The 15,334-nt window shown below is 60.7% G+C and carries 13 protein-coding genes and 1 pseudogene; 5 read left to right on the top strand and 9 right to left on the bottom strand.

Annotated elements, in window-relative coordinates:
- Nucleotides 1-224: 224 nt before the first annotated feature.
- A complete protein-coding gene (locus FZ934_RS11785) occupies nucleotides 225-1,292 on the bottom strand; it encodes an NAD/NADP transhydrogenase subunit alpha (RefSeq protein WP_153271217.1) in 1,068 nt (355 codons plus the stop codon).
- A gap of 257 nt (nucleotides 1,293-1,549) precedes the next feature.
- Between FZ934_RS11785 and FZ934_RS11780 the strand changes: the two genes are divergently transcribed.
- The 4 genes from FZ934_RS11780 (at nucleotide 1,550) to FZ934_RS11765 (ending at nucleotide 4,777) form a co-directional block, all read left to right on the top strand.
- Nucleotides 1,550-3,601: an NAD(+) synthase gene (locus FZ934_RS11780; protein ID WP_153272435.1), complete on the top strand. Its 2,052-nt coding sequence runs from the start codon at nucleotides 1,550-1,552 to the stop codon at nucleotides 3,599-3,601.
- Between the two features lie 66 nt (nucleotides 3,602-3,667).
- The gene (locus FZ934_RS11775) at nucleotides 3,668-3,871 is read left to right on the top strand and encodes a hypothetical protein (RefSeq protein ID WP_153271216.1); all 204 of its coding nucleotides are present in this window, start codon (nucleotides 3,668-3,670) and stop codon (nucleotides 3,869-3,871) included.
- 50 nt (nucleotides 3,872-3,921) lie between these two features.
- The gene (locus tag FZ934_RS11770; RefSeq protein ID WP_153271215.1) at nucleotides 3,922-4,128 is read left to right on the top strand and encodes a hypothetical protein; all 207 of its coding nucleotides are present in this window, start codon (nucleotides 3,922-3,924) and stop codon (nucleotides 4,126-4,128) included.
- Nucleotides 4,129-4,312: 184 nt separating this feature from the next.
- Nucleotides 4,313-4,777 carry an RrF2 family transcriptional regulator gene (locus FZ934_RS11765; protein WP_153271214.1) on the top strand — a complete coding sequence of 155 codons (465 nt, stop codon included), beginning with the start codon at nucleotides 4,313-4,315 and terminating at the stop codon, nucleotides 4,775-4,777.
- A 3-nt stretch (nucleotides 4,778-4,780) separates the two neighbouring features.
- Here FZ934_RS11765 and FZ934_RS11760 read toward each other — a convergent pair whose 3' ends face one another.
- Nucleotides 4,781-5,884 carry a monooxygenase gene (locus tag FZ934_RS11760; protein ID WP_153271213.1) on the bottom strand — a complete coding sequence of 368 codons (1,104 nt, stop codon included), beginning with the start codon at nucleotides 5,882-5,884 and terminating at the stop codon, nucleotides 4,781-4,783.
- A gap of 188 nt (nucleotides 5,885-6,072) precedes the next feature.
- Between FZ934_RS11760 and FZ934_RS11755 the strand changes: the two genes are divergently transcribed.
- Entirely contained in the window at nucleotides 6,073-6,810 is a 738-nt protein-coding gene (locus tag FZ934_RS11755) for a metallophosphoesterase family protein (RefSeq protein ID WP_153271212.1), read from the top strand.
- Here FZ934_RS11755 and FZ934_RS11750 read toward each other — a convergent pair whose 3' ends face one another.
- The 7 genes and pseudogenes from FZ934_RS11750 to FZ934_RS11725 form a co-directional block, all read right to left on the bottom strand.
- Nucleotides 6,811-9,171 (bottom strand): polysaccharide biosynthesis tyrosine autokinase, encoded by a 2,361-nt coding sequence (locus FZ934_RS11750; protein WP_153271211.1) that lies wholly within the window; start codon nucleotides 9,169-9,171, stop codon nucleotides 6,811-6,813.
- A complete protein-coding gene (locus FZ934_RS11745; protein ID WP_153271210.1) occupies nucleotides 9,168-10,184 on the bottom strand; it encodes a glycosyltransferase family 2 protein in 1,017 nt (338 codons plus the stop codon). The genes FZ934_RS11750 and FZ934_RS11745 overlap by 4 nt, the downstream gene beginning before the upstream one ends.
- On the bottom strand, nucleotides 10,181-11,107 hold the full coding sequence (locus FZ934_RS11740) for a glycosyltransferase (protein WP_153271209.1): 927 nt from the start codon (nucleotides 11,105-11,107) through the stop codon (nucleotides 10,181-10,183). Before FZ934_RS11740 ends, FZ934_RS11745 begins: the two co-directional genes overlap by 4 nt.
- Nucleotides 11,107-12,102: a glycosyltransferase family 2 protein gene (locus tag FZ934_RS27795; RefSeq protein ID WP_194273803.1), complete on the bottom strand. Its 996-nt coding sequence runs from the start codon at nucleotides 12,100-12,102 to the stop codon at nucleotides 11,107-11,109. Before FZ934_RS27795 ends, FZ934_RS11740 begins: the two co-directional genes overlap by 1 nt.
- 75 nt (nucleotides 12,103-12,177) lie before the next feature.
- A pseudogene (locus tag FZ934_RS28545) lies at nucleotides 12,178-13,311 on the bottom strand (glycosyltransferase); the annotation flags it as partial.
- 35 nt (nucleotides 13,312-13,346) lie between these two features.
- Nucleotides 13,347-14,138, bottom strand: a complete 792-nt coding sequence (locus FZ934_RS11730; RefSeq protein ID WP_153271207.1) for a glycoside hydrolase family 16 protein — start codon at nucleotides 14,136-14,138, stop codon at nucleotides 13,347-13,349.
- 5 nt (nucleotides 14,139-14,143) lie between these two features.
- Complete coding sequence (locus FZ934_RS11725; RefSeq protein ID WP_153271206.1) at nucleotides 14,144-15,265, bottom strand: acyltransferase family protein; 1,122 nt, start codon at nucleotides 15,263-15,265, stop codon at nucleotides 14,144-14,146.
- Between the last annotated feature and the right edge of the window lie 69 nt (nucleotides 15,266-15,334).

Raw genomic sequence — 15,334 nt, 5'->3', positions numbered from 1 at the left:
ATTACATTTTCGCTTAAATGTATCAATTATAGATACAGTCATTATTTGTTTTATTTGCAATGCAATATCGGGATGTTGCAGAAAGGCAACTATCGCAAAAGCCGCAACAATGCCTTTATTAGCCATTCAGAAAACACAATGTTCTCAATGGCATGGAAGAAATCTCTTTGCCGACGAACAATGTTGCAATGCAGCATTCCGTCGGGCGAGGCGTGCTTTTCCGGTTATGAAACCCGTGGGTTCTCTCCGTCAGATCGGCCCTTCAGATGATCCAGGAGGGGATCCTCACGGTCCAGCCGAAGGTGTTCCCCAGGTTGGACCAAGTGTTCGAGCAGCCGCCGGACACAATCACTGAACAATCGACTTGCTTCGGCGGCTTCGTTGCTTGCGAGCAGCGTAGAGCCGACAATGCTGACCGCGTGGGCGGTCACTGTCTGATCGATGCGTGTGAATGCGCAGTTTCCGCCGTGCGCGGCTGCAAGGTCGATGATGACCGAGCCGGCGGGAAGAGAGCTGAGCGCTTCCTCATCGATCAGAACCGGGGCGGCGCTGCCTGATTCGTGAAGGTTGGTGACGATCATCTGCATCGAGGCAAGCTGACGAGCGAGTTGCCGGCGAGCTTGCTCACGCTTGGGGCCGGCCGCCAGAATTGCCGTGTCTATCGCCGAGAATTTTGCTCCCAGTCGCTCCACCTTCGCGCGATCGCTCTCGTTCAAACCGAGAACGTGGGTCAATGCGCCCAATTTTCTGGCGGTTGCAATCGCTTGCAGGGATGCCGTGTTAACGCCGATGGCTGCCATTCTGATCGGGCGAACGAAGCTGCCTTCCAGGGTCAGCATCGAATGTCCGGCCCTCATCAGCCGTACGCCTTCGAGGACGGCCGCGTGACCGAGAACTGTCGCCTGGATGGTCGCCGCATCCATTGCAGCGGCATCCGCAAAGCCTTCCAGGCGCGCAAGATCGAGCTCGAGCGACTGGTCGGGCGACGCGTTCGCACCGCGTACTGAGCTTCCGAGAAAGAGAGAGGCCGCGCTGCTGGGGATAGACCTGTCCGGCCTGCGGACGCTGACGACAAGATCGCATCGCACAACATCGGCCGGCGTCGCGGCGCGCGCGCCGGCTCTTGCGTAGTCGTCATCGCTGTGACCGGCGAGCTCGCCGCATCCGGGCTCGAACAGAAAGCCGAAGCGGCTGGACAGTCGGCGAATGTCGCCCGGTGTCAACGCGACGCGGCGCTCACCGGGAAAAGCTTCCCGAAGCAGTCCGGCGCGGACATGGGCAGGTTCAGACATTCATCGCTCTACTAGAAGACATAAAATAGGGGGCGCGGGAGTGCGATATAGGCCGCGTCGCCCATAGTTTTATGACAGTTTTGTAATTTTTTGCCCTTAATCGCAGTTGATCTCTCGAGTGTGCAACTTGCGGTCATGCAAGCGTGTGCAACCTTTCGGCAGGCTTGCAGAGCAAGGGCGTCGTCGGCAGATATGGTTTTGCCGTAGCGCGTTTGGATGTAATGGTTGAGCAGAGCGCGTTGCTGCTGGAGGCATTGGTGAATTTCTATTCGGTTTACGATCAAGGATTTGTCCGCGTGGCGGCATGCACGCCCAGCTGCGAGATCGGCGATCCGGATTTCAATGCAGGAGCAACGCTCGAACTTGCGCGGCAGGGCCATGCGCGCGGCGTCGGCTTGATGGTCTTTCCGGAGCTTGGCATCTCCGGCTATTCGATCGACGATCTGCTTGGACAGGATGCGTTGCTGAGATCCGTCGATGCGGCGATCGCCGACATCGTCAAGGCAAGCAAGGATCTGACACCGGTGCTGCTCGTCGGTGCTCCGCTGCAAAGCGGCGGACGTCTTTATAATTGCGCGATTGCGATCCATGCCGGCAAGGTTCTCGGCGTCGTGCCGAAGACGCATCTTCCGAACTACCGCGAATTCTACGAGAAGCGCTGGTTTGCGTCGGGGCGGGATGTCAGAGGTCGCAGCATCACCGTCGCCGGCCATGCCGTGCCGTTCGGCACGGATCTGATTTTTGCAGCCGAGGAGCTGCAGGATTTCATCTTCCATGTCGAGATCTGCGAAGACCTTTGGGCGCCGGCACCTCCGAGCGATTTCGGTGCGCTGGCCGGCGCGTTGGTTCTCGCCAATCTCTCCGCAAGCAATATCACCGTCGGGAAGGCTGATACGCGCAAGCTGCTTTGCTCAGCGCAGTCGGCCCGTAGTCTCTCGGCCTACATCTACTCCGCCGCAGGCCCCGGCGAATCGACCACCGATCTTGCCTGGGACGGCCAGGCCTGCGTTTACGAGCTCGGCAACATGTTGGCGGAAACGGATCGCTTCCCCACGGAGTCGCAGATGTGCGTCGCCGATGTCGATCTTGAGCGGCTGCGGCTGGAACGGCTGCGGACCGGGACGTTCAACGATGCCGCGACGCTCAACCTGACGGCGGACAGGCAGTTCAGAACGGTCAGTTTCTCGTTTGCGAAGCCTGCCGGAGATATCGGATTCGAGCGTGACGTCGCGCGCTTCCCGTTCGTGCCGGCCGATGCCAGCAGGCTCGACCAGGACTGCTACGAGACCTTCAATATCCAGGTGCAGGGGCTGATGAAGCGGTTGAGCTCGACCGGCATCAAGCGGCTTTGCCTCGGCATTTCCGGAGGCCTCGATTCGACCCACGCTCTGCTCGTCGCCGCGCGCGCCTTCGATCGGCTGGGTTGGCCACGCACGGATATCCTTTGCTTCACGATGCCTGGATTTGCGACCGGCGACGAAACCAAGTCGAACGCCTGGGCCCTGATGCGAAGCATGGGGGTGTCGGCCGAGGAAGTCGACATCAAGCCGTTGGCGCTGCAGCTGTTGCGGGATCTCAAGCACCCGTTCGCCGGTGGCGAGCCCGTCTACGATACGACGTTCGAGAACGTTCAGGCGGGCCTGCGCACCGATTTCCTGTTCCGGTCGGCCAACCAGCGCAACGCGTTTGTGCTCGGCACCGGCGACCTGTCGGAAATCGGTCTTGGCTGGTCGACCTACGGTGTCGGCGACCAGATGAGCCATTACAACGTCAATGCATCGGTGCCGAAGACGTTGATCCAGCACCTCATTCGCTGGGTTATCCGCACGAGCGATTTCGACGCGGAGACCAAGGCCACGCTGGAGCGTATTCTGGGCACGCTGATTTCGCCGGAGCTGGTTCCGGCCGACGAAAACGGCGTGATGCAGAGCACCGAGGACAAGATCGGCCCCTACGATCTGCATGATTTCTTCCTCTACTATACGACGCGATTCGGTCTGCGGCCGTCCAAGGTCGCGTTCCTCGCCTATCAGGCATGGAGCGATGCGAAGTCCGGTGTCTGGCCGCCGCATTTTCCGGCTGACAAGCGCAGGAGCTTCGACTTGGCGACAATTCGCCGTTGGATGGAGGTTTTCCTCTTCCGCTTCTTCACGATCAGCCAGTTCAAGCGATCGGCATCGCCGAACGGCCCGAAGGTGACATCGGGCGGATCGCTTTCGCCCCGAGGCGATTGGCGCGCGCCCTCCGACGGCAATGCACGGATTTGGATAAAGGAGCTGAAAACCAACGTTCCCAACGACGAAAGTTAAGCGCCGTCCTTGTCGGGCGAGCGGGTCGCGACACATATCGTAGCGAGTATTTGCGAGGTGGCCGAGATGACATGCGACGAGCCCGAGGAGCTTCCACGCTACCAGGTGCGCAGGGAGATGCCCGGCGGATGGTCGGTCATCGACACCTTTACCTCGTTGCCGGCCGCGACCGACGGGCGCGATCTCGTCGGTCTCAGCAAGCAGGATGCGGAAGATATCGCCGCGGAACTCAATGACAGTGCTGCGGAAGGACGAGATCCGCTGGTCTGAGGACTGGGACCGATCGTCCTCTGTCGACGTTCTGGCTGCAGAGGCATGTCATGGCGCAAGATGAACCAAGAGCAGACAATTCCTCTCCGCGACCTGAGCCGACCGTCGCGCGTGAAGAGCATCTGATCGCCGAAGGGCGCCGGCTGTCTATCTGGGCTGTGCTCGGCGCGATCATCTTCGTGATCCTCATGGTCGCGCTTGCGCTTGGTGTCTTCATGAGCGGAGGACCCACCCCTCCCGGCACGGGACCGGTTTAGACAGCGAGGCTTTCGTATAGCGCTGCCCGCCAAAGTGCGGAACCGGAGTATTCTTCAGGTCTACTAGCCCGGTGCCCGCTACAAACATAAACTATATAAATGATAGCTATTTGTTGTGTGTTCACTCTTTTGGCGTTATTTGCTGATTGATGGGGATGGATACAGGGCGGCAGGGCAATCGAACATGCTGACGAAAAAAGGAAAGTATGGCTTGAAGGCATTGGTGGATCTCGCGCGTCTTGCGCCGGGAGAAACGGCCTTCATCAATGACGTTGCCGCTCGCAACAATATTCCCAAGAAGTTCCTCGACACCATCCTGCTGGAACTTCGTAACGTCGGCATTCTGCGCTCCAAGAAGGGGCCGGGCGGCGGTTATTCGCTGTCAAAGCCTGCATCGGACATCCGCATCGGGCATGTGATCCGTACGCTGGACGGGCCCTTGGCCCCTATCCGCTGCGCCAGCCGCACTGCCTTCGAAGCATGCGACGACTGTCTTGATCCCGAGACCTGTCAGGTGCGTCGTTCCATGACCGAGGTCCGGGACGCGATCGCTGACATCCTCGACAACATGACGCTCGAGCAATTCGTCGCATCGGGCAACAAGATCGATGAAGACGAAGATGCGGCTCCACTGAAGGCCGCAAAGTAAGCATCACCCATCGGTGCGTTGCAGGTTGCCGACGCGGCTGTAGATTTCCGCTACTGTGTGACCTGCGCCGTGCAGGCGCGCATTGCGCCAATGCCGGTCCAGATTGAGGCCGATGCTCGTTGTCGCGGTCGATGACAGCTCGAACAGCAGACCTGATGCTTCGAGCGCTGTCGTTCCTGCAATTGCTTTTGCTGCCATCGCCGAAAAGGTTGCCGCTTCGATCGAGCGAGTGGAGGGGCCGACTTGGGCGAGGTCGATACGTCCGCCAGCGCGTTGGATCAGCGCGGCTGTCGCCTCGATGTCGACCATCAATTTTCCCAGTCGCGAAGAGCTTTGAGGCTCCCGCAGGCCTGCCAGCACGCTGCGCGCTATTCCGAGCGCGGTTCCTGCATGCATCAGGGCTTCGAGTGCCGGCACGAGAGAGGGTGTCGACCGATCGACATGAGCCGTGGTGTCGCCGGCGGCGCGCACGTCGTTTGCAATCAGTGTGCCGGTCCCGTTGGTTCGTTGGCCAAAGCCATCCCAATCATCGAGACACTGCAGCCCACCAGCATCCCTCGGCAGATAGACCTCCACCCCTTCGCCTGCCTGACCTGCTTCGATGACGGCGATCCAGTCGGAAAAGAGCAAGGCGGTGGCGGGCAGGCTTCGACCGGTGATCCGATGAGCGAGCTGGTCGGACTGGATGGTTGTCGTGTCCTGAAGGACTGCCGTCGTAAATCTCTCTCCAGCCAATACGCGCTCATATGAGACTTGCTGCAGGCTCTCGCTTCCCGTTGCCCTCAGGCGCTCCAATGTCGAGAAATGCGCTTCGAGGCATTCACCGATCGAGGGATCGCCCTCGGCTATGATCGCCACGATTTCGCCGAGCAGCGCGTTGCCGATGTCGAGCCCGGCAAACTCCGGCGGCACGGTGATCGCGCCCAGTCCCGAGGCAAAAAGCGCGTCGATTTCGGTATGAGGCAGGATGCGGTTGATGTCGCGTTCGCTCGACTGCAGCGCGAAGGACGCGGACAGTTGCCGGGCGATCGTCAAGGCTTCCTCTTCGCTTTCGATGCGATGAGCGAGGGGCCTTTCTCCGTTGTGAAACTGCGATACGCTTCCCATCGGTTGCCTTCAAACATGCCAAGGATCTAAGGAATGCGGCATCGCTCATGCGATGGTAAGACTGGTTTTTCTAGAAATACGCGTGCCGCTGGAATTTTATTACGCGCTTGATTGTCGTAAGCAGCTGGATAGTTATGTGACGCTGGCAGCATTCCACAGCAGCGACCGACGATAATGCGAGGTTTTCTATGGCATCGACCGCCCGAACGCGGCTCCACATCGATCCAGGCGATATGCCGATCTACGCCATAGGCGACATTCACGGCAGGCACGATCTGCTTGAGCGCGCCGAACAGGCGATTGTCGAAGACGCTTCGAAGCTGCCGGGCCGCAAGCTCATCGTCACGCTCGGTGATTACATAGACCGCGGGCCTTCGTCGGCGCAGGTGATTTCCCATCTGCTGGCGCCGCCGCCGCAAAACTTCGACCGCATCTGCCTGACCGGCAACCATGAGATCGTCATGCTCGACTACATCGACGGACGAATCTCCTTCAACGACTGGCTGCCGATGGGCTCGGACGAGTTGCTGCGGTCGTACGGGCTGGATGCGGATCAGTTGCCGTTGATCTTCCCGACGGCTGCCAAGCTTGATGCGTTCATCCGGCAGTCGCTGCCGAAACCGCATATCGACTTCCTGCGATCGCTGCCGATTCTTGTCGATACGCCTGATATTCTCTTCGTGCATGCGGGCATCGAACCGAGCCTGCCGCTTGAGGAGCAGAATGATGACGATCTCGTCTTCATCCGCCACCGCTTCTTCGAAAGTCCAGTGCCGCTTCCCAAGCTTGTCGTTCACGGACATACGCCGGTGGAGAAACCCGATGTGCAGCCGGCCCGCCTCAATCTCGATACCGGTGCGTTCCGTAGCGGACGGTTGACGGTGGCGCGGTTCTGGCAGGGCCGCGTCCACCTTTTTTCGACCTGATCAGGTGCCGGCTTCGGCCGGTTCGCGCTTCTTCGGCGTTTCGTCCGTGTAGTAGCTCACATATTTCGAGCGATAGCGCTCGGCCGCGCCGAAGTTCGTGAACTTGCCAAGTTCGGTCATGTCAGTCTTGTTGAGGATCACGCCCAGAACCTTCGATTTGATCTGCGGCTCCGCGTTCAGGATATCGCGCACGACGTTGGTCGGCGTCGATCCCCATTCGGTCACGAACAGGAAGCCGTCGACCTGCGGGGCGAAAGCCTTGGCGTCGATGACAGGACCGAGAGGCGCAAGGTCGACCACGATATAGTCGAACATCTTGCGGGCATTTTCCATGAGATTGAACATGCCCTGCGATGCCAGCAGTTCGCTGGTATGCATCAGGTGATCATTCGGCAACACAGGCAGGATGGCGAGCTTGCTGACCGGGTCGATCTTTACGGCACTCGCCCACGGAACTTCCCCAAGCACAGCTTCCACCAGACCGTACTGCGGCGGCTTTCGCAGCATGCGGGTAAGGCCGGGATTGCGAAGGTCGGCGTCGATGAGGAGGGTTCGCTTGCCGCTAGAGGCAAGCAGCGCGGCGAAGTTCGCCGCCGTCGTGGACTTGCCTTCTCCCGGCATCGCCGAGATGACGCCGATGACGCGATCCGTCTTGCTCTGGAACATCACGTCGCTGGCGAGCTTGGCGTTGCGGAGCGTTTCCGCGAAGACGGAGCGCGGTGCCTCAAGCACCACCCGCATGATGCGCTCGAAGGTGGCGCCATCGTCCGCGACCGGATCGCTCTGCGGCGGCGGGGTCTGCGCGGATTTCGGCCGGAAGACCTTCTTCTCGCGCGGCCCTTTTCCGACGAGCGGCAGGTAGCCGAGGAATTTCAGACCGAGAATCGTGCGAACGTCGCCTTCGACGCGGAAGAAGCGCTCGCGGAATTCCTGGAATGCCGTCAGCGCACCGCCAGCCATCAGGCCAAGCACGATGGCGAGGCCGAGCGTCATCGTCTTCTTCGGGCTGGACGGAGAAGCCGGGACGCCAGCTTCCGAGATGACGCGCGCCTTGGCGATCGGGAAGGACTGCTGCTGTGCGGCTTCCTCATATTTTCCGAGGTAGGACTCGTAAAGCGTCTTCAGAGCGGCGGCGCGCTGTTCAAGATCGTTGAGCTGGACCAGCGACTTGTCCGCCTCGGAGTTCTTGCCCGTCAGGTGATCGATGTTGGTGCGCAACGATGCCTCGCGCGAGCGCGCGACCTCGAACTCGTTGCGATAGCTTGCGGTAAGCTGCTGCAGTTCCTGGTAGATCTGGCGGGAGACGTCCTGTTTCTCGGCGCGCAGTGCGACGGCCTGGGGATGATCCTCGCCAAAGTTGGTCGTCACTTCCTGTTCGCGCTTGCTGACAGTGATGTAACGGGTTCTCAGATCCTTGATGACGCTGTTATCGGCCTGGCCTGATGACACGGCCGCGTTATTCACGGCGCTCTCCGGGCCAAGCTCGATGATTGACTTGAACTGGTTGTAGCGGGCGGAAGCGCTGGCAGTGTCGGCCTGGGCGACGATCAGCTGCTTGGTGAGGTCGGCCAGCTGCTGCTCCGACATCAACTCGCCGTTGGCTGATGTCAGGCCGTTCTCGGCCTTGAACTTGGCAACTTCGAGGGCTGCCTGCTGTGAGCGTTCGCGCAGGTCCGCGAGGCGCTGCTGCAGCCAGACGGATGCGCTTTCGGTCGCATCGAAGTTGGCGTTGAGCTGGTCACTCAGATAGGCGGTCGCATAGGCTTTTGTGATGCGGGCCGCGAGCAGGCGGTCGGTCGAGCGGAACGAAACGGCGAGAACCGCGCTTCGGTTAACGCGCGATACTGTCAGCGCGTCCTGCAACAGAGCCGCGGCCTTCTGCCGGCGGCCGTTGCGGGCATCATTTTCGCTTGCGGGAAGCTTTCGCGGCAGCAACGCGCTTGCAATCAGTTTGACGCCGGCCTTCACCAGGGCGGCGGGAGACTGTGGCGGCTCGAGGATGGTGTCGTTGTCCTGCAGCTTTTCGGCGTCGACGACCCTGAGGGCCAATTCGTTGGACTTCAGGATTTCGACGGCGCTTGCGATCTGCATGTCGACCTGCTGCGAATTCGCGACAGGCGGGGCATCCTGCGCATAGCGCGTCATGCTGTCGTCGAGCAGGATCTGTGTCATCGACGTGTATTGCGCCGTCGCAAACAGCAGATAGACAACGGCGATTGCCACCATGGCGCCGACGCAAAGGGCAACCGAGCCCGCTCTCCGGATCACAATTGCGATCAGCCGATCAATGTCGATGAAGGAGTCGGAATCGTCGGCCGGTTTCGCCAATGTGCTGTGCAAGGTGAGGTTCCGTTGGTTCATGGCTCTATCCTTTGCGAGGAGCGGGTCGTGCCATCGATGGCTGGGAGATCGGTATCGGCACCAGTCAGTTTCCGCAGGGGCATCATCGCGCGGTTGAGCCGGGCAACAACGGGCATGCGTAGGTGAGCCAACGCGCCCGGATCGTTCCAGGCAGTTCTGATCGCGCTGAAAACCGATCGATCTTTAATGTTCTGGACGAGGACGAGAAAGGCGCGTCCCTTGTGAAGGCTTCGTGTCCGAAATGTCTGCGCTGCCGCAGCTTCGGCATCCAGCCGGTGATGTTCGAGGAAATTCTTATCGCCCTCAATCATGTCGTCGATGTGATGAAGGGCGAGTACGCGCGAAATGGAGCCCTCGCGGATGTGATAATCGTAGCCGACCGCGGGCTCGATGACGCAGCGACCGCCGAGCGCCAGTGCGGCAGCGAGGAAGAGGTAGTCCTCGCCGATCCGCAATGCCTCGTCGAATTCGAGGCCGTGGCTTTCGATGAAGCTGCGGAGAAAGACCGGCTTCAGGTAGCCGAAATTGTGGGTTGCCTCGAAGAGGGCGTTGGACCGAATGAACGCCGACAGGGTGAGTTCAGGCGTTTCCTGCAGCGTACGCTCGGCAAACATCGTCTCGGCGGGCGTGCCGTCTGCCCTGATAACGCGAAGGTTGTCGACGGCGATCTGGGTTCCCGCCTTTTCGGCACGCGCGATCAACCGGGCCATCCGCTCCGGCGTCACCGCATCGTCGGAGTCAAGCACCGCCAGCCAACGGCCTTTCGCTTCGGCGATTGCGGCGTTCCGCGCCACCGATGGTCCGCCGTTGCGGGGCAAAGCCAGCAAGCGGACGTTCGAGCCGGCATAGCTCTCTGCAACCGCTCTCGTCTCGTCCGTTGAGCAATCGTCCGCGACAATGACTTCGACGGAAACGCCGGTCTGTGCCAGCGCGCTGTCGATCGCCCGGGCGAGCGTGTCGGCCGCGTTGTAGGCCGCGATGATGAAGGTGACATCAGGTGCCGATGGCGTCATGCAGCCTCCGCCGTGCCGTATTGACGGATTTCGCGAATGCCAAGCAACCCGCTGACCACGCCCGAATGCATGACGCCGCGAAGGCCGTAGCGATAGCGCGTGACGGGGATGACTATGCAGGCGAGGGCCGCAGCATAGCAGAACGCGGCCTTTGCTCCGGCCAATCCGATCTGTTGCAGGCGCCGTGCGCCGGTACTCTTCTCGAGCAGCAAACGGCCATGCGTCTGGCCGAAACGGAAGCGGCGCTTGGCGAGCCAGACCAGATCCGCACGGTTCTCCGTTACCGGTTCGTAGACGTAGGCATTCTCCGCGTAAGCGATGGTGCCGCCAGCTCCGTGCATCTCACTAAAGAATTCCGTGTCCTCGCCGCCCGTCCGGCCCAATGCCAGGTTGAAGCGGCGGCCAGCCACATGTGGCGAGCCAAGCCGCAGCAGGACATTGCAGGTATAGCCGGTGCGGATTTCACCCCCGACCCAGACGGGAAGGGTGGAGTGGAAGTCGCCGTGGCGCATCCAGTCCGGCGCGGTCGACGAATAGACGCTGCGCACCGGACCGAGAACCGCGTCCGCCTTGGTCGCGAGCGCGGTGGCGAGAAGCTCGGAAATCCAATCCTCGCTGGCATCCTCGTCGTCGTCGATGAAAGCCAGAAAATCGCCGGTCGCGGCTTCGAGGCAGGCATTGCGCGCGATCGAGATGTTCGACGCGGGGCAGTGGACGTAGGCGATTTCATGCGGGATCGTCGCGCGCAGAGCCTCCACGCGTTCGCGGGCGCTTGGCACCTTGTCGTTGTCGGCAACGATGATGCGCAGATCCACATTCTCGGGGACGGACAACACCGCGAGCGAAAGCAGCGCCTCGTCGAGCGAGGCGCGGCGATAGGTGCAGACGCCGATATCGATTCGGGTCGTATTGCGTTCGTCCATCACGAGGCCTTTCGTCCGCGGAACTTCAGAAGCTCCATCCAGAAGCCGGCCGACCAGGCAAAATGCATGACCATGGCCGAGAGAGCCGCGAGCGGCCCATAGGGGTTGCGTTGTCCAACGGCCATCCAGAAACCATAGCCGACGCAGACAACCGCCCAGAGGCTGAACGGAATGACCGCGGCCCAGTTGAGAACCGCAAGGAAGGCGCCGATAAACACGGGAACGACCAGAAGCGGCAGCCACTGTCGAAGGCTTGGCATGCTGCCGTGCTTGAGAATGTTCTTGGCTCGGCCACGCCCATAGCCGATGTACTGACGAAACAGCGTCGCGATGGTTGATCGCGGATAGTAGATCATCCGCGTCCTGTCGGTCATCCAGATGCCGAAGCCGGCTTTCTTGAGACGATAATCGAGCTCGGCGTCCTCGTTGTGACTGAAGGTTTCGTCGTATCCGCCAACCGCATCATAGGCCGCGATCCGCATGAGCGCATGGTGGCCGTGGTCGGCCCAGTGGCCCTTGGCACCCTGGCGATGCTTGGAGCCGCCGTTGCCGAGTTTCGAATTCTGCGCAAAGGCGGTCGCCTTCTGGAACATTCCGAAGCCGACCGTTTCCATGGCGACAACGACGGAGTCGGCCTGTGTGCGGATCGCCTCGTGGACGAGCTGGCGGCAGTAGTCGTCAGGATAGTCGCCATGGGCGTCGATGCGGATCAGATAGTCGTAGTCACGCCCGAAGGTGGCGACGGCAAGGTTGATTGCAGCGCTCTGGATGCGACGGGGATTGTCGAGCAGCAGGATACGCGGATCGCTTGCGCTGCGCGCGGCGACAATGTCCCGGGTCGCATCCTTGCTGCCGCCGTCGGCGACGACGATCTTCGCATTCATATGATCGAGTTCGGCGCCGAGCTTGTCGAGCAGCGCGCCGATATGTTTTTCTTCGTTCAGGCAAGGGATGATGATGAGACTGGAGACGCTCTTACACACATCAGACTTCATGTTTGTCCACCCTTCTTCAGATACGATTTGCTCAGGGATCACACCGGTTTCGCCCCTCTCTGCGAAGTCCGGTACGAGGCGGGAAAGGCTGTCAACGAGCGCTTCGAAGTCGCTGCGGTCGGCGAGCCATGTCTTGCGGTCTTTGGAAGCGACCGCTTCGGCAAGGCTCTGGTAGCGCTCGCCGGTCATGCTGGAAAACAACGCGTCCAGTGCTGCGGGGCTGGCTTCCGGGAGAGCAAGGCCGATGTCCTGCTCGTTCAGAAAGTTGGCGGTCTGGGTGCCTTCAAGGGCAATTGGAACAGCACCATAGAGGCACCCCTCATACAGTCGGTTCGGCAGCAGCCAGCTCGAGTTCAGGCCTTCTTCGAAAAAGTCGATCGCCCATGAAAAGTGGACGTCGTCGTAGATCGCCCGGAGATCCTCCGGATTGCGATAGGGGCCTTCGAACCGCATGTAGGGTTCGGCGGCGACGAAGCCATCGAAGTCTTCGAATTCCGAATAAGCCGGGCGACCGCGAAGAACGATCTCGACGCGGCCCTGCATGCGACGGGAGAAATCGGCGAGCAAATGCAGGGACTTGCGGCAGCGCAGGGCGCCGAACCATCCGATTTTCCACGGCTGTCCCGGCTGCTTCAACGGGCGCGCGAAGGAGGGTTCGATGGCGTTGTCATCCAGGGTGATCACCTTGTTCTCGACAAGCAGCGCCGGCGCGCGGACGCCGGACCGGGGCTCGAAATATTTATCGATGAAGGCCGGCGAACTCGTGAGGATGAGCTTTGCACCGCGGCCGAAGCGGGCTTCGGCGCCGCGGATTACCTTGCCGATCGCGTCGTCCCTGGTCAGCAGACGATGGATGTCAAGGCACTCGTAGACAACGGGAACATCGCCGCCGTAGAGGGCGTTGGCCCGGTGAGCGACGGCAAGCGCCTCAAGGTTGCGACCGATGATGACATCTGGTTTGGCGATGCCCGCAAGCTTGGTCTTCAGGCCAGCTATGGCGCTGATGACTGCGCCGATCCGCTGGGCGAACTTGGCGTCGCTGGTCTTCCCGAGCTCGATTGGGCGCACGCCATGCACCTCTGCCAGCGCGTTGTCCCCACGTCGGAAACCCGCCAGAGTGACGTCGGCTCCTCCCTCGCGCAGCATCAGCACCCGCCGGCGAACGGCTGGATCGGCTAGATCATGCACGAGGTAGAGGATTTTCAGCATCGAGCGTCCTTTTCCGGTTTGAAAGCGCAATCGGCTTAGTTCAGCGCGCATGCGATGGAGTCGGGGAACTGGCACTTGTCGCCGGTCGCCGTATAGGCGATCCGGTCGATCTGCATCGTGGCCGGCGCGGTGTAGGAGAACCTGCCCATCCAGTCCGAAAGCGTATCCGTGCCCCACAGGCTGAGGAAAATCTTCTGCGGGCTAGTTGGAATCTTCGAGGCGTCGGTGACGTCCTGAACAAGCTTGCCGTTCAGGTAGTAGCGCAACCGGCCGGGCTCCCAGACGAAGGCGTAGTCGTTGAAGCCGTCATCGGCCTTGCTACCGACAGGCACCAGCTTCTCGTGGCCGCCTTTTGCCTTAACATACTGGTTTACCTGGACTTCGGATGTGTTCTTGCCGAGCACCTCGAAGTCGATCTCGTCGTGTTCCTTCTTGTCGGCAGGGCCGATGTAGGTGAAGAACGCGGAATTCAGGCCCGAGCCGGTAGCGGCTTTCAGCCGGGCTTCGTAGACGCCGTAGCTGTAGCGCTTGGTGGTCTGGATCTCGCCGCAGAGATAGCTGCGGTCCTTGGATTTTCCTTCCGCAAAGCTCAGGTTCAGAGAACCACCGTCGACCTTTGCCTGGCTCTTGGACCAGGTGCAGTTCTGGTGGGCGCCATTGTTCCAGCCATCGGACGTGTACCAGAAGGCCTTGTCGAGCTTGTCGAAGTTTTCGACGAACGAGGTTCCGCTTGCCTGCTGCGCGTTGGCTGCCGATGCAGCCGCAAACGCGGTGCCGGCGATGACAAGAGCGGAAGAAAGAGTTCGTGCGCGGGTGAGTTTAATCATGACGATCACCTCTGCTGAGAAACGAGTTCGGGACGGATGGTGCCGGCGGACGGTGTTCTGTCCGTCGGCTTCTTGGTTCGTCCGCCGGTCAGGATCGCGTAAAGCCTGGGAGCAATCCTGCGGCACGCGGCGTTCGAGACGGCGAGAAACGGAAAGAGAAGTGCAAGCGAGAGCACGAAGAAGATCGGGTACGTGTCGATCCCCGACTTGCCCCAGACGATCCAGAGCAGGATCAGAAGCGGGTAGTGGGCGCAGAAGATCCAGAAGCTCAGGCTCCCGGTCTTCGAGAGACGCTGGCCGATCTGGGTCTTGATCAGCGGCGCCGACAACAGCCAGAAGCCAAGGGCGCCGGCGATTGCGAGCGTGTTGCGCAGGAGCTGGATCCAGTCCGGCACCTGCGGTCCCGCCAGATAGATCGCGGTCGCAAGCAGAGCCGAACTCGCCAGCAGCAGGGCGATGCCGACAGGCGCGAACCGGTCGAGAGCCTTGAGGTCGATATTGTAGAGCCCGACATAGATGCCGAGGCTGAAGCTGAACAGGATCGAGCGCTTGAGGACGATGTAAAGCGGCAGCTCGGGAACGAGCGCCAGCAGCAGAAGCGCGGCCAGGGTGATCAGCGGCACGCGGCTGATCAGCAGCGCCAGCAGCGGCGAAATCAGAATGCACACGAAGAGATCGCGCAGGAAATACAGCGGGACGTTGACCGGGAAATCCTCGATGCCAAACAGATGCGTGAGCAGGTCGCGCGCTGAGGCATGCCACGGATCCGGCACATATCCATCACCGATGCCGAGAGCGAGTGCCGCAAGGATGGCCAGGAAGAAGGCCCCGTTCCAGATCAGGAACGGCAGCAGCACGGTCTGCGATTTGGTTCGCACCGTCTTCAGATAGCTGAAGTTCTCAAGCCCGCCGCGAAACAGCAGGTAACCGGAGATCGCACTGAGGCACGGAACCCCGACGCGAAACAATGCTTCGGTCAGAAAAACCCTGAACCAGTCGAACGCGCCGTACGTCCCGTTGAAAGGACTGCTTTTGACGTCGAATGGTATGTGGACGAACACGATGCCCGAAATGAGCACGATGCGCATCAGGTTGATCCGCGACGATACGTTGGAGTCAACAGTCACGTTGTCAGTCACCCCTTTTGGGTCGCATCCCCCAATGCGGCCGTTTCAATCAGAGCAGACTCGAGCCCG

It is taken from the genome of Rhizobium grahamii (assembly GCF_009498215.1).
Taxonomy (GTDB): Bacteria; Pseudomonadota; Alphaproteobacteria; order Rhizobiales; family Rhizobiaceae; genus Rhizobium; species Rhizobium grahamii_A.
The sequence above is the reverse complement of the archived record's forward strand: the minus strand, read 5'-3'. Positions and strand labels throughout refer to the sequence as shown.